Genomic DNA, 23385 nt, shown 5'->3' on the forward strand with positions numbered 1-23385 from the left:
CAGGCTGTGGGTAGAACTCAAATCGGTTGAAAGATTTTACCCAGCGGGAATGTTCGAGCACTTCAATAGCCTGAAAAATTTATTTGAGGATAGACCATGAAGACACTATTTTTTAAAGGCGAGCAATCGCACGCGACAAAAGCCAGCGTAGCTGGCTGGAAAGCTTGTTTATTCACCTTGGCTGCCTCATTTGCATTCAGCAATGTACACGCCGCTGATGCAGTGAACACCACCGGCCTTGCAGTTACCGATAAAACAGTAAAGGTCGGTATTCTGCACTCAGTGACAGGCACCATGGCAATCAGTGAAACAGGTTCGGTTCAAGCCGAGAAACTTGCGATTGAGCAAATTAACGCAATGGGCGGCGTACTGGGACGCAAAATTGAATTTATTCAGGAAGACGGCGCGAGTGACTGGCCGACATTCGCGGAGAAATCAAAAAAATTATTGGTAAATGATAAAGCAGCTGCTGTATTTGGTTGCTGGACATCTGCATCGCGCAAAGCGGTGTTACCTATCTTTGAACAATACAACGGCATGTTGTACTACCCAACTTTCTACGAAGGTTTGGAACAATCTCCTAACGTTATTTACACCGGTCAAGAAGCAACGCAACAAATTCTTGCGGGTATTGATTGGGTAACAAAAGCCAAGGGCGCCAAGTCATTTTACCTGTTAGGCTCCGATTATATTTGGCCACGTACCTCAAACAAAATTGCGCGCAAGCACATTGAAAAATTGGGCTTGAAAGTCGTGGGTGAGGAATACTATCCACTCGGTCACACGCAATTTAACTCTGTGATTAACAAAATCAAATTGACCAAACCCGACGTAATTTACGCGATTGTTGTGGGTGGTTCTAACGTGGCCTTCTACAAACAATTGAAAGCGGCGGGTATTGATATGACCAAAGAGAAGCCACTTGTATTAACCATCTCCGTAACAGAAGACGAAGTTCTTGGTATTGGTGGTGAGAACATGCAAGGTGCTTATGCGTCAATGAAATACTTCCAAAGTTTAACCAACGACAACAACAAGAAATTTGTTGAAGCCTTCAAAGCGCGTTGGGGCAAAGACGTGGTTATCGGTGACGTAACTCAAGCAGCTTACCTCGGCCCATGGTTGTGGAAAGCAGCGGTAGAAAAAGCAGGCTCATTTGATATCGACAAAGTGAAAGCAGCTTCGCCTGGTATTGAATTGAAAACTGCACCAGAAGGTTATGTGAAAGTTCACCCCAACCACCACCTCTGGTCAAAAACTCGTATCGGTCACGCCCGTGCTGACGGTCAATACGATGTGATCTACGAAACCAAAGACTTGATTGAACCTAATCCGTTCCCTGCGGGTTATCAATAAAGTGAGTAAGAAGGGCCGCTTCGCGGCTCTTCTTTTCTTCAGCTAATCAAGGTTGTTGCTAATCAAAGTTGTTTCGTAAACGCGTTTGTCACCTAAGAGGATTACGCAATGTTCGCAGAATATAGCACCTCAGATTTACTCTCCATCTTCGCCATGCAAGGCGTTGCCGGTTTAATTCTGTTTTCCGTATTTGTGTTAATGGCGCTTGGCCTTGCAATTATTTTTGGTCAAATGGGCGTGATTAATATGGCGCACGGTGAATTTATGATTCTCGGTGCCTACGTAACTTATTTAACGTCTCATGTATTTGAAACTTATCTACCAAGTCTGTTCAGTATTTATTTTATTCTCGCGATGATTCTCGCCTTTATTGCCGCAGGCGCACTTGGGGCGCTAGTTGAATGGGCGATGATACGACATCTCTACAACCGCCCCTTGGATACTTTGTTGGCAACCTGGGGTTTAAGTTTAATTCTGCAACAAACGTATCGCAGCGTGTTTGGTGCGCGCGAAGTGGGTGTGACATTGCCGGATTGGTTAATGGGTTCGGTAAAAGTGAGTGAGACAATCGAACTACCTATTAACGGGTTGTTTGTTATGTGCCTTGCGCTGGGCATTTCGACTGCCGTGGGAATTTTAATGTATCGCTCGCGTTGGGGCACACGTGTGCGCGCTGTTGTGCAGAACCGCCCTATGGCTGGCGCTGTGGGTATTAACACCGCGAAGGTTGACCGCATTACTTTTGCATTGGGCTGTGGCATTGCCGGTGTTGCAGGTAGCGCCTTTACCATGATTGGTTCTACTGGCCCAACATCTGGTCAACTTTATATTGTGGATACCTTCCTCGTGGTTGTGTTCGGTGGCGCAACGAGTTTGCTCGGCACCATTGCATCCGCATTCAGTATTTCGCAAGCGCAATCGACAATGGAATTCTTTATGAGCGGTTCCATGGCAAAAGTTTTAACACTCTTGTTTGTGGTGTTCATCTTAATGTTGCGCCCACAAGGTTTGTTCACGCTGAAAGTTCGCCGTTGAGGAGTTCATCATGTCTTATCAAGGCTTGGCATCACTGTTTCCCAAAAAAGAAATTTCCGGTTTTGTGGTACTGGCAGTTCTATTAATTCTGGTGCTGCCTTTATCGCTGGATATTTTTCGTTTGAACTTAATGGGTAAGTATTTAACTTACGCCTTTGTCGCCATAGGTTTGGTGTTGTGCTGGGGGTACGGAGGAATTTTAAGTCTCGGACAGGGAATATTTTTTGGATTGGGTGGCTACGCGATGGCGATGTTTCTGAAATTAGAAGCGTCTGATCCCGTGACCACAAAAATCCAGTCAACACCGGGCATTCCTGATTTTATGGATTGGAACCAGATAACGGCGCTGCCGTTTTTTTGGAAACCCTTTTATAGCTTTCCTTTTACCATTGCTGCAATTTTTATCTTGCCCGCGTTAATTGCGTACGTGCTTGGTGCCGCTATGTTTAAGCGTCGCGTAGGTGGTGTTTACTTCGCGATTATTACGCAAGCAATTGCAGCAATTTTGACGATTCTAATTATCGGGCAACAAGGTTACACCGGTGGTGTGAACGGTATGACCGACTTGCGCACATTACTGGGTTGGGATATTCGTACCGATCAAGCGAAATATATTCTTTACTTTGTGTGTGTAGGCATGTTGTTTCTGTGTTTGTTTACAGCGCAATTTGTTCGCAAAAGCAAATTTGGTCGTTTGCTCGTTGCTATGCGTGATAAGGAAGATCGCGTTAGGTTTTCCGGATACGACGTTTCTAACTTCAAAATCTTTGTGTTCTGTTTAGGTGCGGTTTTCTCAGCGATTGGCGGTGCGTTGTTTACGCTGCAAGTAGGTTTTATGTCACCTACGCTGGTCGGTATTGTGCCTTCGATTGAAATGGTGATCTTCTGCGCAGTTGGCGGCCGCATGTCAATCATAGGCGCTGTTTACGGTGCTGTATTGGTTAACTGGGCAAAATCAAGCTTGTCAGAAAACTTCCCGGAATTGTGGTTGTTCGCTTTGGGTGGATTGTTTATCGCGGTAGTTATGGCATTCCCTAATGGACTAGCCGGTCTCTACGCAACTTATATTGCGCCTAAAATTTCCAAGTGGATTGCAGACCTAAAAGCGCCAAAAAAAATTGAACCTGTAGTAACAGAACCGCAAAAAAAAATGGACGTTAAACCTGTAAGTAAACCAGAAAGTTCCGGCAATGTTGGCGTGTCACCTTTGACCCAAGGAGTTGTCCATGAGTAACAACACAGATTTTTTGTTGGCGGTGGAAGGCTTGACCGTTTCTTTTGACGGATTTAAAGCGGTTAACGACCTCACCTTTTATGTGGATGAAAATGAAATTCGCGTCATCATAGGTCCTAATGGCGCGGGTAAAACGACTGTTCTGGATTTAATTTGTGGAAGAACAAAAGCCACGGAAGGTTCTATCAAGTTCCGCAATGAAGAGCTCACCAAAAAGAAAGAGCACGATATTGTAAAAGCCGGTGTAGGCCGTAAATTTCAAACGCCTTCTATTTATGGCGACCTTACCGTATTTGAAAATTTGGAAATTTCATTCCCGCGCGGGCGTTCCGTATTTGGCGCGCTCGCTTTCAAGCGCGATGCCGAAGTCATCAGCAAAGTGCACGAAATTGCGGACATGATTTTCCTCACTGAATTTTTGGATAAACAGGCCGAATTATTAAGTCACGGACAGAAGCAGTGGCTGGAAATTGGGATGTTGCTTATTCAAGACCCCGAGTTATTAATGTTGGATGAACCTGTGGCGGGTATGTCCGTAGCAGAGCGCCAACAAACAGCGGAATTGTTGCGGCGTATCACCAAAGACAGATCAGTCATTGTGATCGAGCACGATATGCAATTTGTTGCGCAAATTGCTGACCGAGTTACGGTGCTGCATCAAGGCAAAATTCTGGCCGAAGGCTCCATCGACAAAGTTAAAGCTGATCCCCATGTAATTGAAGTTTACCTGGGGCACTAAGTATATTGAGAAGAGGGCATTATCATGCTAGCAGTTTCCGATTACCGCGTATGTTATGGGCAAAGTGAAGTCTTGCATGGCTTGAATTTTAAAATACAGCCCAACGAAATTGTGGCCATCATGGGGCGCAACGGCATGGGTAAAACCACGCTCATGAAATCCTTGATGGGTGTTATCCCTAGTGCGTCAGGTAGCGTTAAGTTGAACGAAACGGAAGTGAGTAATTTAAAAAGCTATCAACGTGTGGCCAATGGTTTTGGGTTTGTACCACAAGGCCGAATGATTTTTTCGAGTATGACCGTTAAAGAAAATATAGAAACGGGATTAACCTCCACCAATAAAAAATCCGTTCCACAAGAACTTTACGATATGTTCCCTGTGTTACACGAAATGCGCAGCAGACGTGGCGGCAACCTATCGGGTGGACAGCAGCAACAATTGGCTATTGCACGTGCCTTGGCAAGCGATCCTAAATTGTTGTTACTTGATGAGCCTACAGAGGGTATACAGCCGTCTATTATTCGCGAGATGGGGCGCACCTTAAAAGCAATTCGTGATAAGCGCGGCTTATCCATTATTGTTTCAGAGCAAGTACTGAGTTTTGCGCTGGATATTGCGGATAGAATTCTGGTAATAGAAAAAGGTGAAATCGTGCATGAAGAGCTACGTTCTTCTGTAGACGAAGCCAAGGTCGCTTCTTATCTATCTGTTTAGCAATTATCTATCGATTTAATATTTATCTATCGGTTTAACACTTTATTGAAATATGGGCGTTGCTCTTCCAACCCTTAATGCTCCGATTAATGGTTGGTTTTTTCATTGCCCAAAAAAAGCCCTCGTTAAATGAGGGCTTGAAATGTTATTTATTGCGATTCTGCTTGGCTTAATACCAACTGACCATCCTTCACCGGAATTTTTTCACCCGGGTCATAAGACATGCGCGTGGTAGATTCCTTGCCTTTTAGACGATAAGTAACATCGTAGCCTTCAATATCTTCACGCGTTGTGTATTTAGTGGTACACACATTTTCCACTGTGGTGTAAGTATCCTTTTTCTGCATGTTATTTTGCACGCGATCACCGGCGTAACCACCCGCAACGGCTCCGGCAACAGTCGCTACTTTTTTTCCGTCGCCACCACCTACTTGATGACCCAATACACCGCCTAAAACAGCACCAATTGCTTTACCCGCAACGCGATTTTCATCTTTTACAGGGCGTTGGTGTACAACCGTTTTATCTTCACACTCTTTGTGAGGAATTTTAACTTGTTTGGTAACCGGTTGGACTTTAAGTACGTCAGCGGAATCTGGTTCTTTAAAAATTTTGTAGCCCGCTATGGCTCCGCCCGCAGTCGCAACGCCAGCACCTAAAACCACACCTATAATCATTGATTTGTTCATAAATTTATCCTCTTGCGTGTTGTTCGCGAGCCCAGTGTAAACAATTTCTGTATTAACAAATCCTTAACAAGTGCGAACAACCACCCTGTTTGAGAACTAGGTTTTGAAATAGGTTTTTAAACGAAAACTTTGTCGACTAGCTAACATAAATGACGAATTCCCACTTGTCAGTGCGCTTGCGTACCTACTTATCGTTTATCAAAGTGCATGCGCATATTCGCTGAATTCAACGTCTATACGTCAAATAACGCAGTTGTCTTGGCTATTTATCGTATGGTTTGACCGTAAGGCTAAATAGATACTGATCCTGACCGCTAGCTTAGGCTTTTTCAAAAAGCTTCAGCGTTTGTTAGCACTTAGCCACTAATAGCAGGAGTCAGTTATGACAGAAACGATTATTAAAGTAGATTTAAAAAAATCGCCTTACGAAAACGACATGATTCATAACCGTTGGCATCCCGATATCCCCATGGTGAAAACCGTAAAGCCGGGTGATGATTTTATTATTGAATGCTACGACTGGACCGGCGGACAAATTGCTAACAATGACAGTGCAGATGACGTGCGCGATGTGGATTTATCTCAAGTGCATTTTCTCTCCGGCCCAGTGGGCGTTGAAGGCGCTGAGCCTGGCGACTTACTGGTGGTTGATATTTTAGATATAGGTGCCTTCCAGGAAAGTTTATGGGGCTTTAATGGATTTTTCTCCAAACAAAATGGCGGCGGTTTTTTAACAGAGCATTTCCCTGAAGCCCAAAAATCTATTTGGGATATTAACGGCATGTTTACGAGTTCACGCCATGTTCCTAATGTTGAATTCGCAGGCTTGGTTCACCCGGGGTTGATCGGTTGCTTACCATCCAAAGAAATGTTGCTTGAATGGAACAAGCGTGAAAAAGAACTCTACGAAACAGAACCTGATCGTGTTCCTGCGCTCGCAACACTTCCCTACGCAGATACAGCACACATGGGACGCATGGCTCCCGACGCTGCCAAGATAGCAGCGGCCGAAGGCGCGCGCACAGTGCCGCCGCGCGAACACGGCGGTAACTGCGACATTAAGGATTTATCGCGCGGCTCCAAAATTTATTTTCCTGTTTACGTGAAAGGCGGCGGTTTATCCGTAGGTGATTTGCACTTCAGTCAGGGCGACGGTGAGATTACTTTCTGTGGTGCAATTGAAATGGCGGGTTGGATTCACTTGCGTGTGAATTTAATTAAAGATGGTATGGCGAAGTACGCAATCAAAAATCCAATCTTCAAGCCTAGCCCCATCACACCCAAGTATGACGACTACCTGATCTTTGAAGGTATTTCTGTCGACGAATACGGTGAACAACATTATCTCGACGTTCACGTCGCTTATCGTCAAGCATGCTTGAATGCCATTAATTATTTAACCAAGTTTGGCTACAGCAAAGCACAAGCTTACGCCATTTTGGGTTGTGCTCCGGTGCAAGGGCATATCAGTGGCGTCGTGGATATACCAAACGCGTGCGCGACCTTGTGGCTGCCCACAGATATTTTCGACTTCGATGTGAACCCGAGTGCAGAAGGCCCAACGAAGAAAGTTACACCGGGGATAGATATTCCTTTATCGAAAGATAAATAGTTCGTTTAATTTTGGTTACCCCTGCGAGCCCCCGAGCATTGGAAGAAATTTTCCGTAAAACAAACAGGAAGTTTGTTTTAGTGACGATGCGACATGGATGTCGCACCGGAACGACGGGAAATTTCTGAAACGCGGAGGAAATAGGGCGAGAGGGGTGTCTTTTCTTTTGGTTACTTTTGTTCATGAAAGCCATCCTTGGCTTTCACCCCGCTGGGGCAGTTTCGTTGTGCAAAATTGCTCTCCTGCAATTTTGTGGACAAGCAACGAAAAGTGACTCGCCAACAGGCGAAAAAGATATGAAATTATATTTATTGGAATTGGGAAAATAATCATGCCAGTCTACGATTACAAATGCACAGAACATGGTTTATTTCACGAGTTAAACACCTTGGAAAACTCCAGCCAACCCTGCGCTTGCCCAACTTGCGGTGCTTTATCGGCGCGTGTCATTATGGTTGCGCCAGAATTTTTGGATATGAAAAAAGAAAATCGGGCAGCACATGCGCGTAATGAAAAGGCGATGAATGAGCCAGTCTTTTCCACGCCGGAATACCGCGCAGAGCAAAAAGCTCGGCATCAGCATAAGCATGGGAAAGGATGCGGTTGTGGTGATAAGCCAATCCGTAAATCAGCCTTAATGTATACGGCAGAGGGAAATAAAATGTTTCCCTCTATGAGACCTTGGATGATTAGCCACTAAATTTATTCTGCTGGCTTTTCGGTTTGCTCGACATAGACCAACTTGTTTGTGTCAAAACCGAGTGCAGCCGCTTTTGCGAGCATGCTGGCTTTAACTTCACCAGAGATACTAGGGGTTCTAGCCAGCAGCCATAGATTAGATTTACTAGAGCTTGTGACTAAAGCGTACTGATAGTTTTCATCCAAATCGAAAACAATGTAGGAACTATAGAAAGGGCCCCAGAAAGATACTTTTAAATAAGCGGTATTTCTGTCTTCAACAAAGTAGGCTTTCCCTTCGGCTTCGCGCCAACGGCCTTTCTCCGCAAGATAACCACGATTTAATACTTTAATCCCACCATCTTCCCGCAAGCTGTAATTGGCGGTTACGTGGGTCATGCCTTTTTCGTGGTAAAAATCCAGTCGCGCAATTTCATACCAAGTTCCCAAATAGCGGTCAGCCTGAAATTTGGTTACAGGTACAATTTTCTCAGGTTTACCCAAACAACTTGTTAGGGAAACGGTGATCAACATTAAAATAAAAAGGCCGATGCTTTTCATGATTTGTTCTCCCTTAACCCTTTTTAATTATATTGCGCTGAGGTTGCTGGTAATTCTGTGGGGTGCCGTACTTATTTTGGCAAAGCCCATTGTGTCGCTGTAGTGCGTGCTTATACGTCTTAAAGCAGCCCTCGGACCAAATAAATAGGTGATTCAGATATGACTGCTGTCTTTAGCAAATTTCCATCCCGGTCATATATTTTTTGCGGCTCAAAATTTGGCAAAGTGGTTGATTCACCTTTTTTACACCACAGCATCAGTATTTGCTGGGTGTCGTTCTGAAATTCCATGACATAAGTGTCTTTTGCTGACGGCCAGCGCTTGATAAAGGTGGAATCACCCAACCGAACAAAAAAGTATTGTAAGGCGGAATAGGCGAGACGCGGTTTAAATTGATTTTGATCGTCAACTAAACCATAACCTTTTGCGGATAAACGCCACCAGAATACTTGATCTATATGGCCTGAGCAGATTGCAATCACCATGTAGCGCAACATGTAATTAGCGTAATCTGAATCGGATTCGCCAGAGGGCTTGTCTTTCCATTTTGGTGTGACATAGGGGCAAACAATCGGAGACCAAATATCCGTATGTTCGATTGGCCAATTCACTTCAGAGATAATTACCTTGTCTTCACAGTTCGGCGTTACCTTGGTCAATGCTTTTAATAAGATACATTTTTCTAAGGTAGAAAAAGGGCCTTGCGGATTCTCCGGTGCGCCACGTCTATCTACGTATAAAAGATGTGACAGCGCTGAAAATCTTTGCCCTGCTTTTAAAGATTTGAGCGCTCCTATAACAGGCATATATTCAAAATCGATACATGTGGGGCCTGTCAGTTTTATTTGCGGAAATTGCTTTTGTAATTCAAATACGGGGTCAACAAGTTGCTGCCACTCAGCTAAATTCCATACCCCCCATTTTATGCGATTAAATGCATGGGTAATTTCAATGTGTTGGGTGTAATTGGCAATGGATGGAATTATTTTATGCAAGAATTCAGACCAAAGTTCCGGTTGCAAAACAGCTTGGCGGTCTTGCAGCAACGCAACCATGATCTCCACATCTTGATTGTGAAGTTGCTGGATTAAAGCAATGGTTTGATCCCAAATGGTTGGAGATTCGTGTCTACAAAAACGAATAAGCACCGGCGGGTTGCCCAAATCACTAAGTAACGTGAGTTCGTGATTGATGTATTCACTGTGCGGATGTAGCGCCACGCCGATGCGGTTCTTCAATACAACAGGCTGTTTAAAGCTGTGCTTCTTCAAAGCGTAATAGCGCGAAATAATCTTGGGCAGGGCACTAAGTGTGCTGCCAATAATTCTTAATGAGTTCAGAAAAAAGCGCTGTTGATTTTTTTCTTTGCGAGAAAGCGCAATCATAGGTTGAGCTGTTTTTTCATCCCATAACCAATAATCTTTCGGGTCAGGATAAGAGTGCGCCGGTTTTTTATGGCGATTTTTCAAAAAGCGAATAGGGTGACGAAAGTGCTTGGATTTTCGATGAAATGCAAACCGCTTGCGATAAGTTGTTTCACTTTCCTCAAGCGTTTTTGACGGCATTTGGTGATTACAATAAATGTATTTGAAAAAATTTAAGTAATTCCCGGGCAATATCGGGCGAGACAAATCAAATGCACGCTCTTTATCGGTGAGTGGTCGCCCGGGTATGGTACAACGATTCAAATCAATAAATTGTGGCTGCCCCCAAGATCCGTCTGCATTTTTAGGCAACAGGATATTTTGGTTGCCCAAGTCACCATGCATAAATTGGTTGTCATGCATTTGCTTTATTGCTGGTGCGACCAGATGCAAGAGCTCCATCAAAAGCGCGTTATCACGTGGGCCGTTATATAGCTCAGTGAGTGCGTCCCTAAAACAAATTGCAGGTTGGAAAACACTTAAAAAGTAGCTTTCGATCAAACGGTTATTTTCCCAACGATCTAGCCAGGCAATAGGTGCCGGAGTTCCGATTCCATGTGCTTTTAAATAAATTGCCGCATTAAACGAGCGCTCAGCTTTGGATTTGTTCTTGCGGTCAAAACGATCCTTGAGCAGCCCTTGGCGCTTAAAGACCTTGAGCGCAACCATTTGTTCAACGGAAGTGCCGCCTTTATTAAGACCTCTAATGGGCACCTTGACCACGTAGTCCACACCATTTGATAGGCGCACAGCGTGTGGGCTTTTTAACAAATCAACAACACGAACCAAATTAGCTCGCAAAGTTTCGTTGTCATATTCAGGTGCAATATTTCCCTGATAAGGGCCTATGTTAAGCGTGGTATAAGGTAGATGCGTCAAGCTGGTGACCCTTGGTGCTGGAATGTTGGGCTTTGGGGTATAATCGGTTTTATTATGAAGATGTAAGTCGTGAAATTATAACGATTAATCATTCGCTAGCCTAGTTTGCAGTCATTCCCCTATATTAGTAGAAGCCGTTTCAGGAAATTGAAAATGATAAAGATAATCGGTGCAATAAAGCAGCGACTTGCTAAATTTGCTGCGGGCATTTCATCCGTCACCGCTTGGGCTGGCCCTTACGCGACAATTGTGCAGATGTTGATGATAGGCTTGATTGTTCTGTCTGTTTCGCGCATAGGCCTTATGGCATGGCAGTGGGATCGTGTCAGTGCTGCCGGTATCCTCAGCGATATGATCTTACAAGGCGTCCGTGCGGATCTAATCTTGCTGGGTTATTTTGTTGCAATAGTGGTGTTAGTTGCTCCTTTTCTTGCGCACCGAATAACGGCTCGTGCATGGCGCTTGTTCAACGTATGTTGGGCGACATTTGCGTTGGTTTTTGTGATTTTTTTGGAGTTGTCAACGCCGCCATTTATGGCTCAATTTGATTTGCGCCCCAATCGCTTGTTTATTGAATACCTCTCCTATCCAAAAGAAGTTTTATCGACTTTGTGGAACGGCTTTCGTTTGGCGCTTATTTTAGGTGTCGGCTTTACCATCTTGTTGGGTTTGGGGATTTACAATATTTTTAAAATGGCATCGGCGGATGTAAAGCTTTGGTCGTCGAAGAAACTTTTGTTGTCTTGGCCATTAATTTTTATCATCGTATTTTTTCAGGTGAGATCTACCACCGATCATCGCCCTGCCAACCCGGCGTTGTTCGCTTTATCCGGCGACGCTCTGGTTAATTCGTTGATTATTAATTCCGGTTGGTCTGTGTTTGATGCCCTAATAGGTATGCGTCGCGAGGCAAATTCCTCAGAGATTTATGGCGCATTCCCTCGCGAAAAGGTATTTCAGCAAGTTAAAGCAGCGCCTTGGTTAAGCGGATACGAATTTACATCAAAAGATTACCCGACCTTGCATCGTCAAGTTCCCGCAGTACAACGCGAAAAGCCTTTGAATCTTGTTATTATTTTGCAAGAAAGTTTAGGGGCAACTTTTGTAGAATCCCTTGGAGGTTTACCCGTTACGCCGGAGCTTGAAAAACTTAAAAATGAAGGCTGGTGGTTTGAACAACTCTACGCGACGGGTACACGCTCTGTACGCGGCATTGAAGCCGTTGTGTCCGGTTATGCCCCAACGCCAGCGCGTAGCGTGGTTAAGCTCTCGCTCGCACAACACAATTTTTATACCTTGGCGCTTGGGTTGGGTGAGCAAGGTTATCACACGGAATTTGTTTACGGCGGCGAAGCGCATTTCGATAACATGCGTGGATTTTTTACGGGCAACGGTTTTCAACAAGTGGTTGATCGTGACGATATAAAGAACCCCGTATTTGTGGGCAGCTGGGGCGCGAGCGATGAAGATTTATTTAACAAATCACTTGAGCGGTTGCAGCAACTCCATTCAGAAGGAAAACCGTTTTTCAGTTTAATTTTTAGCTCATCAAACCACGAGCCTTTTGAATTTCCTGATGGCCGTATAGAGTTGCACGACTCTACTAAGCAAACGGTTAACAACGCCGTAAAATACGCGGACTACGCGCTGGGCAAGTTTATTAGCGAAGCGAAAAAGCAACCTTACTGGAAAGACACTGTGTTCTTAATTGTTGCGGATCATGATAACCGTGTTTACGGAGATAGCTTGGTGCCCATCAAAAAATTCCACATCCCCGGTTTGATTATGGGTGCAGATGTACAACCTAAGCGCATAGCAAATCTGGCCAGTCAAATTGATTTGGCGCCGACACTTTTATCATTAATGGGTATTACTAGCGATCATCCTATGATTGGGCGCGATTTCGCTAAAGACAGCGAAACGCCGGGGCGTGCATTAATGCAATTTGATAATTACTTTGCGTGGCTTGAAGGGGATGCAGCTACCATTCTTCGTCCGAACAAAAGTCCGCTCCTTGGTCGCTACGATGCATCCAAGGGCGAACTGACGATGGAAAAAGAAAGTCCATCCCAAGCACAAGTTGATAAGGCAATGGCGCACGTTATATTGCCGTCCGTGTTGTATCGTGAACAAAGATACAAAATTCCGATGCAAACGCGAGAGTAGAAAACCTAAAAATGAATCCCGTCAGTTCCACAAATATTCAGGATAAGTCAGCGATGGAAAATCATCGCGCAGCGCAGCGCTGCACTTGGATCAGTGTTGCGGTAAATCTTGTTTTAAGTGTATTGCAAGTTGCTGTAGGTCTCTTCGCAAGTTCACAAGCCTTAATCGCTGATGGCATTCATTCGCTCTCTGATTTAGTTTCAGATTTTGTTGTGTTGTTTGCTGGGCACCACAGCAAAGCGGGCCCGGATGAGGATCATCATTACGGCCATTACCGTTACGAAAATGCAGCATCACTCGTGTTAGGGATGATATTGCTCGGCGTGGGTTTAAGCATGTTATGGGCTGCAGTTCATAAGTTGTCAGATCCGGCAGCAATTCCATCCGTGCACATGATTGCGCTTTACGTTGCAGCAATTGCGCTTATGGTGAAGGAATTATTATTTCGCTACATGTTTGCCGTTGGGCAACGCCTTCGTTCCACGTTGCTAATTGCTAACGCGTGGCATGCGCGCTCTGACGCGGCGTCCTCCCTTGTTGTAGCTTTGGGTATTGGTGGTAATTTATTAGGATTTCCGCTGCTTGATCCTATCGCTGCTCTGGTGGTGGGATTGATGGTTATTAAAATGGGGTGGAGTTTCGCGTGGAATTCACTACATGATCTGATGGATCGCGCCGCAGATATGGAAGAGATCGAAAAAATTCGGGCGATTATTTTGGAGACACCCGGTGTCCAAGGATTGCACGAGTTGCGCACACGTAAAACGGGCGACTTGATTATGGTGGACGTTCACCTCGAAATTCTCGGCCATATAAGCGTTACAGAAGGCCATGCTATTGCTGTTGAAGCTCGACGGCGAGTGATGGAGGAGTTGCCTGTATTGGATGTTATGACACATGTAGATCCTGTCGAAGCCGCTTAGCTCCCGCTATCAAGATATAAATTTACAGGTTATGCTAGGCCAACATGTTTTTGATGCTAACTATGTCAGGGATGGCAACAAATAGAGCTTTCTTAAGATGTTTAGATGCCAATTGCATAGTTATTTATTGGATAGATTGATTTCCCTCGATTTCTTTTCGCGCCACCTGCTCTTCCGATTGTCATGGTTGTTGGTTCTGGTTTTGTTAGGCGGCGAAAGCGCAGCACAAGCCCAGCAAGCTAACAAACAACGCATCACCGCTTCCTACATTTATAATTTTGCCAAAAATATCGAGTGGCCCAATGAAGCGGCCATATCCTCATTCAACATTGCGGTTTATGGTGGTGAAAAAACACCTGTTTATGCAGAACTGCAATTGCTCGCTGAAAAAGTCACGCTCAGGAATCTGCCTATTAGTGTTTCAACTGTGAGCACACCAAAAGCCTTGGGTAAATACCAACTTTTGTATGTGGAAAATGCGGACAGCCAAACCATAACCGATATCTACAGCGCCATCGAAGGTAAACCCGTTTTGCTAGTCACCTTCGATGCTTCCAACAAGCAATTAGTCATGATTAATTTGCTAACCGCTGCCAATGATCGATTGCGGTTCGAGGTGAACAAATCCAATCTTATTAATCAAGGGCTAAAGCCATTGCCGGAATTAATCCTGAATGGCGGTACCGAAATTGACGTAGCGAAATTGTTTCGAGAGGGACAAACATCTCTGGTTAATTTGCAAAAGCAATTGCAGTTGCGTGAAAAAAATTTGCAGGAGTTGACGGCGAATATCCAAAATCAGGAAGCCATAACTGCGCGCTTGGAAAAGCAAATGGCTGATTTGAACAAAGATATTCAAAAAAGTGACGCGCTGATTGCTGCACAGAATGAACAGCTGGAAAAAAGTCGGCAGGAACGATTATCCTTAGTCAATGAGGTTGAGCAGCGCACTAAAGAGCTAAGTGTTCAACAGCAAGAGTTAAGCAAAATTGTAAAAGAAATTGATGCTCGCGAGAAACGCGTGCTGGAGTTGGACTGGACGATAAAAAATCAGGAAGTGGAACTTAAAAATCAGAAAGATGCTATCGCGAGTTTGGATGAAACCGTAGTGGCTCAGAAAAAAGCGCTCATGTATGCATGGGGGCTGGTCATTCTTGGGTTGGCGTTAGTGGTAACCATTTGGATAGCCTACAACATAAAACGGCGCGATAACAAAAGGCTGGCTGCGCACGCGCTAGAATTGCAATTTGCAAAAGATCGATTGGCAATTGCAAAACGTAAGGCGGAAGATGCAAGCCAGGCCAAGGGTGAATTTTTGTCACTCATGAGCCATGAATTGCGCACACCGCTGCAAGCAATCATTGGCTATACCGAAGTTGTAATTGAAGATTTGAAATTACATAACGACGAAATCCATATTAAAGATCTATTACGTGTTATTAATAACTCGGAGCGATTATTAAAACTTATTAACGGCGTACTGGATTTGGCGAAAATTGAATCCGGCCGCATGCGCTTGGATTTAACCGACGTAAAACTTTCTAGCTTGGTTGATGATGCAGTAGGCACAGTAATGCCTCTTTTGGAAAAAAACGCAACGCAGCTAAAGCTTGACGTGGATGATGGCGCAACTTTACCCGTAGCAGACCCTGAAAAGCTTTTGCATATCATGATTAATTTGCTCGGCAATGCGAGTAAATTTTCACCGGGAGGTATAGTTACATTGCGTGCGCATCATGAGCCGCAACGAATTTATATTGCCGTTAGTGATACAGGAATAGGAATATCGGCAGATCAACAAGAACATATTTTCGATCCATTCAGGCAGGCAGATAGCGGCTCCACACGGAAATATCAAGGTAGTGGACTCGGACTGTCCATCACGCGTCAACTCTGTGAGTTAATGGGCGGAACCATAGCGGTGGAAAGCCAATTAGGAAATGGGTCTACTTTTACTGTGGATATCCCGCTACCTATTAATTCAGGCGCAGCTTTTGACAGCAGTTCTGCAGAAAATAGTTCGGATATAAAAGAGCCGGAGCAGAATTTGGAGTTGAACGGCAATCATATTGTTATGATCGACGATGACCCCGCATTTCTGGATATTATGGCTCGCACTATGCGTCAAGAGGGCTATCTTGTGCATACTGCATATGACGCAGAATCGGGCTTTGATTTGCTCAAGAAAATCAAGCCGCAGGTTATGACTCTTGATTTACTTTTACCTGACCAGCACGGATGGCAATTGTTCGAACGAATCAAAGAGGAACCAGCTTTAAAAGATATTCCTGTGATAATTATTTCAATTGCCGATGATCGCAAATATGGCAATAGAGATAAGGCAGAAGAATATTTAACCAAACCTATAAGACGCGAAACCTTGAAGTTGGCGGTACAACGATTAGTACCTGTGGATAAAAACGCTAAATCCTAGTTGCGACTATCCTATGCCAATTAAATCAAGTTTCGGTTATAGATTGCACAGACTTGCTTGCACCGAGATATCGCAGGTGCTTTTGTTTAATAGTGAAAACAAAAAGCACCCTATTTATAAGTAGCTTATGCGATGATTTTTATCGGGATATTAGTTTGCTTTCATGGAAACTTAGGCTATCTTAAAGGGCGTTTCGCGCAAAAATGGCGATGCGTATTTATACCTATCTGTTGAGCCAATACCGACGATTTGGCATTCAAAAAGTAGATGTAGTAGATAAATATCACCTTAGTAAAAATATAAACAGGAGTAAGGTTTTTACTAAATTTACGGATTGTTGCTATGAATGCTCCTGCAATGAAAGCTTCTGTAATAAAAGCTTCTGTAATGAAAGCTCCGTACCGCCGCGCCTTACTCCCCGCACTTGTTTGCGCCATCTCTGCTACAACCCACGCGGAAAATAAATCTGCAGCTCCATTGGATGTTTACAACCTATCACTTGCCGAGTTAGGGCAAGTGCAAATTTCAATCGCTACGGGTAACAGTACATCTCTTGAAAAAGCTCCAGCGACAGCGTCAGTCATATACGCTGCGGAAATTGAGGCAATGGGAGCTCGCAACCTCGATGAAATACTTGAAACTGTGCCCGGTCTGCATGTGGGTCTTTCCGCTCTTAGCCGATTGGATTCGGTCTATTCCATTCGCGGAATACATACCGGATTTAATTCTCAGGTTTTGCTGCTATTAAATGGTGTGCCCGTGCAATCCACTTTGCAGGGAGGCCACCCCACTATGTTTCGTTTACCCGTATCGAGCATTGCACGTGTTGAAGTTATGCGTGGTCCGGGTTCTGCAATTTACGGTGCTGATGCCTATGCGGGCGTTATCAACGTTATTACGAAGGACGCAGCTGCCATAGACGCCCCACAAATGAGTGTGCGCACTGGATCTTTTGGTTACCGCGAAGCGTCTTTACAGGGAGCATCCAATTGGCAAGGGTTGGGCGTAGCGCTGGATATGTCCTATCAAGAGTCGGATGGAGATCCTAGCCGTCGTGTTGAAGCAGATTTTCAGTCTAGCTTGGATGCCAGTTTAAAGACTAAAGCTTCGCTTGCTCCTGGTCATCTTTCTACTCGTTATCACGTATGGGATACGCATTTGGCTTTGAGCAGCGAACACTGGCGCATTAATTTATGGAATTGGTTGTCAAAGGATGCCGGAGTGGGTGCTGGCGCTGCACAAGCACTGGATATGGATGGTTATGATGATAACCACCTCATCATGGGTGACGCGACTTATCAGTTTGGCGCCGACAGCGGCAATTGGGATAACAGTGTTCGGCTAAGTCATCTCTTCTCTGATCATACGACTAAATTTAATTTGTTGCCTCCTGGTGTGAAGGTGCCCATTGGCAGTGACGGTAATATCAATTTTGCCAAGCCTTCGGGCTTGGTGACTTTTCCCGAGGGACTGAAAGGTCATCCCGGTCAAACTACCAATGATACCCAATTGGAACTTGTTTCCATCTATAACGGTTTTGAATCCCATCGTATTCGTTTTTCGGTTGGTTCTCGTCGACAATCATTCGAGGGTAGCGAGCAAAAAAATTTCGGGCCTGGTGTTATTGATGGAACACAACCGGTTGTCAGCGGGGCTCTTACAGATGTGACCGGCACTCCTTTTGTATATTTAAACGATGGATCCCGCAATGTAAGCTTTCTATCTTTGCAGGATGAATGGAAATTAAACAAGGATTTAACCCTGACCTCTGGTGTACGTTATGATAAATATTCAGATTTTGGCGGTACTACTAACCCCCGCTTGGCATTGGTCTATGCGTTAAACGAAAATTTAACGACGAAGCTTTTATTCGGCAGCGCCTTCCGTGCACCGTCTATCTCTGAATTGTATTTTAAGAACAATCCTGTCTCTTTGGGTAATCCGGATTTAAATCCAGAGACAATTAATACAATTGAGTGGTCGTTCAATTATCGTTTTAATCCTAATTTGCAAACCACGCTGACGTTGTTCCGTTATCAGTCAAAAGACATGATTGAATTTTTAGCTGATGCGAATGGTGTTACCAAAACTGCGCAGAATGCGAGAGATCAAGATGGTCATGGATACGAGCTAGAAGTTAGCTGGAAACCCCTTTCGCAATTCCGCATGGGCACGAGTTATTCGTTTAATAATCCTACAGATGCGAAAACGGGGGCAACAGTCCCTGATGCTCCTGGTCGGCAGCTCAAATTGAATGCGGACTGGGAATTCACCAAAAACTGGTTTTTCAATACGCAAGTGGAACTTGTTGCAGATCGTGTGCGTGCCCCAATTGATAATCGCCCTGAAATTCAAGACTACACCTGGGTTAATTTTACATTGAGAGCAAAAGATTTATTCCAGGATTTGGATTTGTCGCTCGCTGTTCGTAACGCCGCAAATGCAAATGCGCGTGAACCCAGTAGTGGTCGAATCGCAAGAGATTATCCACTGGAGTCGCGCAGTGGATGGGTGGAGTTCAAGTATTCATTTAAATAACCGGCTTTTGTCCGCTTTAACAGTAGCTAGAGATTTTTCATGACAGATCAAGCCCCGTTTGATGAAGCCAATTCAAGCTCATTGGATTTATCAGCGCCAAAGCGCATAAAGGTGCAGAGCCGCAACGAACCTTTTAGCAAACGCGCCAGCACGCGTATATGGTCGGAAGAACCCAGTAGCGATAACCCCTACATCGCGCAAGCAGCACTTTGCCATGGCTACGATTTATTTGAGCTTATGGAAAAACGTTCGTTTGTCGATGTGTTCTATCTTTTATTTCGCGGAGAGCTTCCCTCACAAGCGCAAGCACAATTGTTGCAGACATTGATGGTGGCATTGATAAATCCAGGCCCTCGTCATCCAGCGACACGCGCGGCTATGAATGTTGGTGTTGGCAAAACCAATCCTCTGCATATTTTACCGATTGCGTCATCCGTTTTGGGTGGCGAATATTTGGGTGGCGGAGAAATAGAAAACGCGATGCGTTTTTTTCGAAAATATCAACACACGGATCCCGCGCAGCTGAGTGAATTATCGGCTCGTGACGAGGAATTATTAACGCCCGGCTTTGGCAGGCGTCACGGTGGTGTTGATTTACTTGCAAAAGGTATAGCAGATCGTTTGGTTGCCATGGCCGGAGCAGGGGACGCACTTAAATGGGGAAATCAATTTGCGCGACTGCAAGAACTGAACGGGATAGGTTGGTTCACTACAGGAATTGCTGCTGCTGTTTTTGCAGACCTTGGTTTTCAACCCAAATATGGTGGTGCGTTATTTCAATTGCTGGGTGCTCCGGGTTTGATAGCTCATGGGATGGAAGTAGCCAATAAACCGATTACAGCAATGCCTTATGTGAGCGATGATAATTATGTCCTTGAACGATGATATTTTAAAAAATATTGTGGCAACGAATAGTGATACAGCTGTTGTCGATTATCTTGATCAGCACAGAGGCAAGGTGTTCAGTAGTACGGGCGGTTGGTTTCCAGGTAAAGGAGTTTTTAGCCACGGTTATTCCATGTTGGAAGAATTGGTGGGCGAAAAATCTTATTTTCAAATACTCATTTTAAATGCGACCGGAAAAATGGTGGACCGTCCGCTGGCAGATTGGGTGGAGGCAATTTACGGCTGTATGAGTTGGCCTGATCCGCGCATCTGGTGCAATCAAATTGGTGCGCTTGCTGGTGCTGCGCGTACATCTGTAATTGCCGCGACCACAATTGGTGCTATGGCAGCAGATTCGCGTACATACGGCCCTCGCACTCGTTTGGAAGGCGTAAAGTTCATACAAGGCGCACTCAAACAATACAAGATGGGCGCAACGCCAGAGGAAATTGTCGCCGCTGCGGCTGAAAAAACACGGGGTAAACCCTATATTGTTGGTTATATTCGCCCCATTGCTAAAGGTGATGAACGCATTGAAGCAATGGAAAAAATCAGCAAAAAATTAAATTTAACTGCCGGCGAACATTTAGAACTTGCTTACAAAATCGAACAGGTTTTGATTGATAAATATGACGAGCGTATGAATATCAATGGCTATGTGTGTGCATTTTTATCGGATTACGGTTTTACGGGACAAGAGATGTATCAAATGTTTGCAGCTATGGTAGCCAGTGGTGTGACAGCTTGTTATGTGGATACCTATAAACGTCCACCAGATACTTTCTTACCCTTGCGTTGCGATGATATTGACTACCAAGGACCCGCAAGGCGCGCTGTTCCAGATTAATTTAGCTTTTTACTGTTGAATATGGTCTAGTGAATTTTTCCTAGGCCATTGTTTTTTTTGCGAGTATCTTTTCCACGGGAATTGGTCGGCCAATGTGGTAACCCTGAACAAAATCTATTCCCATTTTTTTTAAAATATTCAATATTTCTTCATTTTCAACATATTCCGCAACAGCTTTTTTTCCGAGTGCTTGAATGACTTGAATCATGGCTTTTACGAGTGCTTGGTCAATGCTGTCTTTGTGAAGGTTTTTAATGAAGGAGCCATCAAGCTTTATGTAATCGGCGGGCAAATCTTTTAAGTAGGCGAAGCTGCTGAATCCTGAGCCGAAATCATCTACTGAAAAACTGCAGCCCAAACGGTGTAGCTCCGCGATTACCCGCTGGGTAATATGTAAATTGAACAAGCTCGCGCTTTCGGTGAGTTCGAATGTGAGTCGCTGTGGATTTACGCCGGTGTTTTTCAGGCTCTCTAGAATGGTTGGTACTAAAGTTTCATCTTTAAATGCTTGAGCGGAAAGGTTGATGGCAATGTGGTTGAGTTCCGGATGATCCCGCAGTGTGCGCGTGGCTAATTTAATAATCCAGCGATCGAGCAAATGCATTTCACCGGCGGCTTCAAGTGCAGGAATAAATTCAGCGGGCGTGATGATAGTACCGTCTGGCTCGCGTAAACGAATCAAGGATTCGTAATAGGAAATTTTATCTTTACTGACGTCATAAATCGGTTGGAAATAAAGCACCATTCGGTCTTCTGAAATGGCTTTACGAACTTTTTGTGAGACATTGATGCGCAGGCGTAGCTCGTCGCTTTCGTTATCTTTGGCATCGTACAAATGAATCAGGTTACGACCGCGACCTTTGGCAACGTAAAGTGCAATATCGGCGCGCATGAAATGTTCTTCTGCGGTGTGTGCGCTGCCATCAATGACAGTTACGCCAATACTGCAACCGAGATTGATGCGCTGCTCCTGAAGTTGAAAACTGAATTCACCAATTGTTTTTTGGATGTCGCGCGCAAAATCTTGCGCGTTTTGTGCTGTAACGTTGCGCAAGAGCACGGCGAACTCATCTCCACCTAAACGACATAAAGTGTCAGGCTTACGGACACGGCGTCCCAGCATAGCCGACATTTCCCGCAGCACTTCGTCGCCTTTTTGGTGGCCGAAGGTGTCGTTAATGACTTTAAAGTGATCCAGATCCAAATATACCAGACCATGTTGTCGCTGGTTACGCGCGGCATCTTTGTAGAGTTGTTCGAGCGTCAATTCAAAATGGTGGCGGTTGTATAATCCGGTTAGCGAGTCGTGCATCGCCAAATATTGCAACTGCTCTTGCGATTTGCGGCGTTCGGTAATGTTGTCCAGGCATACAGTGAATGTTGAAAATTCTTCGCTGCGGGTGGAGCGGCTGATTTTAAGCTGCGTCCAAATTTTTTGATGATGCACATCGCGCAAACAAAGTTCAATTTCGGTGTTCGTTTTCTTTTCGCGAATCGCTGCGGTGATTTTTTCTTTAAAGGCTGCAAATTGGTTCGCGTCCTCGGACGAGGTGAAATCTTCCAGCGGACGTCCGATAGAGTCTTCGATGGGGTAACCCATTAAGGTTTCCCAAGTGCGGTTTAGGAACGCGATATTTAAATTTTCATCCAGTTCCATGACAACGGATTGAAGGTCATCCAGCAATTGGTGATGGCTTTCATAGAGTTGACGAAACTCACGTTCGCGCGCTTCGAGTGTTTTTACGCGTTCGGCGAATTGTGCATTGCTGACGAGGTAGTCTTCGCGGTGAATGGCGATATCACATACTTTACGTAGCTGCTCGGCGCGAAATGGTTTGGGCAGAAAATCCACTGCCCCCGATAACATGAGTTCTTCGGCATGCTCGATGGAAGCATGTGCTGTCATAATTACCACGGGTTGGTTGGGCTCTATGCGTGTTATCTCAAGCAAAATGTCGTGGCCGTTCATGGTTGGAAGTGCAACGTCTAGCAATACTAGGTCGTGGCGCTTTTCTTGCCAGATTGCCAAGCCCAAAGCGCCATCAGCGGCAACTTCAATGTTGAAATGTGCACTTAGTACGCGTTGGATTAAATCGGAGGTATCGGGGGAGTCTTCTACTACGAGTAAACGCGGCTTTGGTGGTTCATCACTCGTTTGCTGCATCAGGTTTTGAATCAGGTTGGGCAGCTTGTTTAAGTGATTTAGCGGTAGTAAATAGTTGATGCCGTACTCTTTTGCGGTGACTTCTGCAATTCGCTCGCACCACGTTTTGGCCAGGATAACAATGGGCAGGTCAGATCGGCATTTTAGAATTCCACTGCGAACAAGGCGTGAGAGCCGCCAACCGTCCAGATCAGGAATATCAATGTCAACAATAATGAGATCTATAGGGTGGTTGCGTAAAAACCGGAGGGCGTTTTGTGCGTCGTCCACAATGGTGAAGTGATTATAGCCAGACGTTGTCAGGCAATCTCTGATTTTCCGCTGTGCCGCCTCGTCGCTATTAACAACAAGAATGCGGGTCGCAGCAGCAGATGGAATAGTCTTGTTAGTATTTGATAACACGCATGGCTCTCCAATTTAGAGTTCATGCTAGCTCAATAAACACAGCGGCGCCATTTTCTAACTTAAAAAACTGAATATCGAGGCCGTTTTAAATCCACCTTAGGC

General features: G+C 44.8%; 17 protein-coding genes. 13 read left to right on the forward strand and 4 right to left on the reverse strand.

The window, feature by feature from the left end; translation table 11 throughout:
• Window positions 1-96 precede the first annotated feature (96 nt).
• The 5 genes from urtA to urtE all read left to right on the forward strand — a co-directional run bounded on the left by urtA (window position 97) and on the right by urtE (window position 5078).
• Window positions 97-1356 carry an urea ABC transporter substrate-binding protein gene (urtA, locus tag U1F02_RS04670; RefSeq protein ID WP_409989201.1) on the forward strand — a complete coding sequence of 420 codons (1260 nt, stop codon included), beginning with the start codon at window positions 97-99 and terminating at the stop codon, window positions 1354-1356.
• 108 nt (window positions 1357-1464) lie between these two features.
• Window positions 1465-2391, forward strand: coding sequence for an urea ABC transporter permease subunit UrtB (urtB, locus tag U1F02_RS04675; protein ID WP_409989202.1), 927 nt, complete (start codon window positions 1465-1467; stop codon window positions 2389-2391).
• 10 nt (window positions 2392-2401) lie between these two features.
• Complete coding sequence (gene urtC, locus U1F02_RS04680) at window positions 2402-3625, forward strand: urea ABC transporter permease subunit UrtC (RefSeq protein WP_409989203.1); 1224 nt, start codon at window positions 2402-2404, stop codon at window positions 3623-3625.
• Window positions 3618-4364, forward strand: a complete 747-nt coding sequence (gene urtD, locus U1F02_RS04685) for an urea ABC transporter ATP-binding protein UrtD (RefSeq protein WP_409989204.1) — start codon at window positions 3618-3620, stop codon at window positions 4362-4364. Before urtC ends, urtD begins: the two co-directional genes overlap by 8 nt.
• A gap of 24 nt (window positions 4365-4388) precedes the next feature.
• Window positions 4389-5078, forward strand: a complete 690-nt coding sequence (gene urtE, locus U1F02_RS04690; protein ID WP_409989205.1) for an urea ABC transporter ATP-binding subunit UrtE — start codon at window positions 4389-4391, stop codon at window positions 5076-5078.
• Between the two features lie 149 nt (window positions 5079-5227).
• On the opposite strand, the gene U1F02_RS04695 is transcribed toward urtE, so the two are convergent.
• A complete protein-coding gene (locus tag U1F02_RS04695) occupies window positions 5228-5767 on the reverse strand; it encodes a glycine zipper 2TM domain-containing protein (protein WP_409989206.1) in 540 nt (179 codons plus the stop codon).
• A 382-nt stretch (window positions 5768-6149) separates the two neighbouring features.
• Here U1F02_RS04695 and fmdA point away from each other — a divergent pair, with 382 nt between their 5' ends.
• Window positions 6150-7379 (forward strand): formamidase, encoded by a 1230-nt coding sequence (gene fmdA / locus U1F02_RS04700; RefSeq protein WP_409989207.1) that lies wholly within the window; start codon window positions 6150-6152, stop codon window positions 7377-7379.
• Between the two features lie 331 nt (window positions 7380-7710).
• The gene (locus U1F02_RS04705; protein ID WP_409989208.1) at window positions 7711-8079 is read left to right on the forward strand and encodes a zinc ribbon domain-containing protein; all 369 of its coding nucleotides are present in this window, start codon (window positions 7711-7713) and stop codon (window positions 8077-8079) included.
• A gap of 2 nt (window positions 8080-8081) precedes the next feature.
• On the opposite strand, the gene U1F02_RS04710 is transcribed toward U1F02_RS04705, so the two are convergent.
• Both U1F02_RS04710 and U1F02_RS04715 read right to left on the reverse strand, forming a co-directional pair.
• Window positions 8082-8618 carry a lipocalin family protein gene (locus U1F02_RS04710; RefSeq protein WP_409989209.1) on the reverse strand — a complete coding sequence of 179 codons (537 nt, stop codon included), beginning with the start codon at window positions 8616-8618 and terminating at the stop codon, window positions 8082-8084.
• A 119-nt stretch (window positions 8619-8737) separates the two neighbouring features.
• Window positions 8738-10921: a lipopolysaccharide kinase InaA family protein gene (locus U1F02_RS04715; protein ID WP_409989210.1), complete on the reverse strand. Its 2184-nt coding sequence runs from the start codon at window positions 10919-10921 to the stop codon at window positions 8738-8740.
• A 153-nt stretch (window positions 10922-11074) separates the two neighbouring features.
• On the opposite strand from U1F02_RS04715, the gene U1F02_RS04720 reads away from it, so the two are divergent.
• From U1F02_RS04720 to U1F02_RS04745, 6 genes are all read left to right on the forward strand, one after another.
• The gene (locus U1F02_RS04720; RefSeq protein WP_409989211.1) at window positions 11075-13087 is read left to right on the forward strand and encodes an LTA synthase family protein; all 2013 of its coding nucleotides are present in this window, start codon (window positions 11075-11077) and stop codon (window positions 13085-13087) included.
• An 11-nt stretch (window positions 13088-13098) separates the two neighbouring features.
• Entirely contained in the window at window positions 13099-14010 is a 912-nt protein-coding gene (locus tag U1F02_RS04725) for a cation diffusion facilitator family transporter (RefSeq protein WP_409989212.1), read from the forward strand.
• A gap of 97 nt (window positions 14011-14107) precedes the next feature.
• Window positions 14108-16444 (forward strand): YfiR/HmsC family protein, encoded by a 2337-nt coding sequence (locus U1F02_RS04730; RefSeq protein WP_409989213.1) that lies wholly within the window; start codon window positions 14108-14110, stop codon window positions 16442-16444.
• Between the two features lie 342 nt (window positions 16445-16786).
• Window positions 16787-18982: a TonB-dependent receptor plug domain-containing protein gene (locus U1F02_RS04735; RefSeq protein WP_409989214.1), complete on the forward strand. Its 2196-nt coding sequence runs from the start codon at window positions 16787-16789 to the stop codon at window positions 18980-18982.
• A gap of 39 nt (window positions 18983-19021) precedes the next feature.
• Complete coding sequence (locus U1F02_RS04740) at window positions 19022-19867, forward strand: citrate synthase (RefSeq protein ID WP_409989215.1); 846 nt, start codon at window positions 19022-19024, stop codon at window positions 19865-19867.
• The gene (locus U1F02_RS04745; RefSeq protein ID WP_409989216.1) at window positions 19851-20714 is read left to right on the forward strand and encodes a hypothetical protein; all 864 of its coding nucleotides are present in this window, start codon (window positions 19851-19853) and stop codon (window positions 20712-20714) included. The genes U1F02_RS04740 and U1F02_RS04745 overlap by 17 nt, the downstream gene beginning before the upstream one ends.
• Window positions 20715-20754: 40 nt before the next feature.
• Here U1F02_RS04745 and U1F02_RS04750 read toward each other — a convergent pair whose 3' ends face one another.
• The gene (locus U1F02_RS04750) at window positions 20755-23280 is read right to left on the reverse strand and encodes a putative bifunctional diguanylate cyclase/phosphodiesterase (protein ID WP_409989217.1); all 2526 of its coding nucleotides are present in this window, start codon (window positions 23278-23280) and stop codon (window positions 20755-20757) included.
• Between the last annotated feature and the right edge of the window lie 105 nt (window positions 23281-23385).

The sequence above is a fragment of the Cellvibrio sp. genome, assembly GCF_046347455.1.
Lineage (GTDB): Bacteria > Pseudomonadota > Gammaproteobacteria > Pseudomonadales > Cellvibrionaceae > Cellvibrio.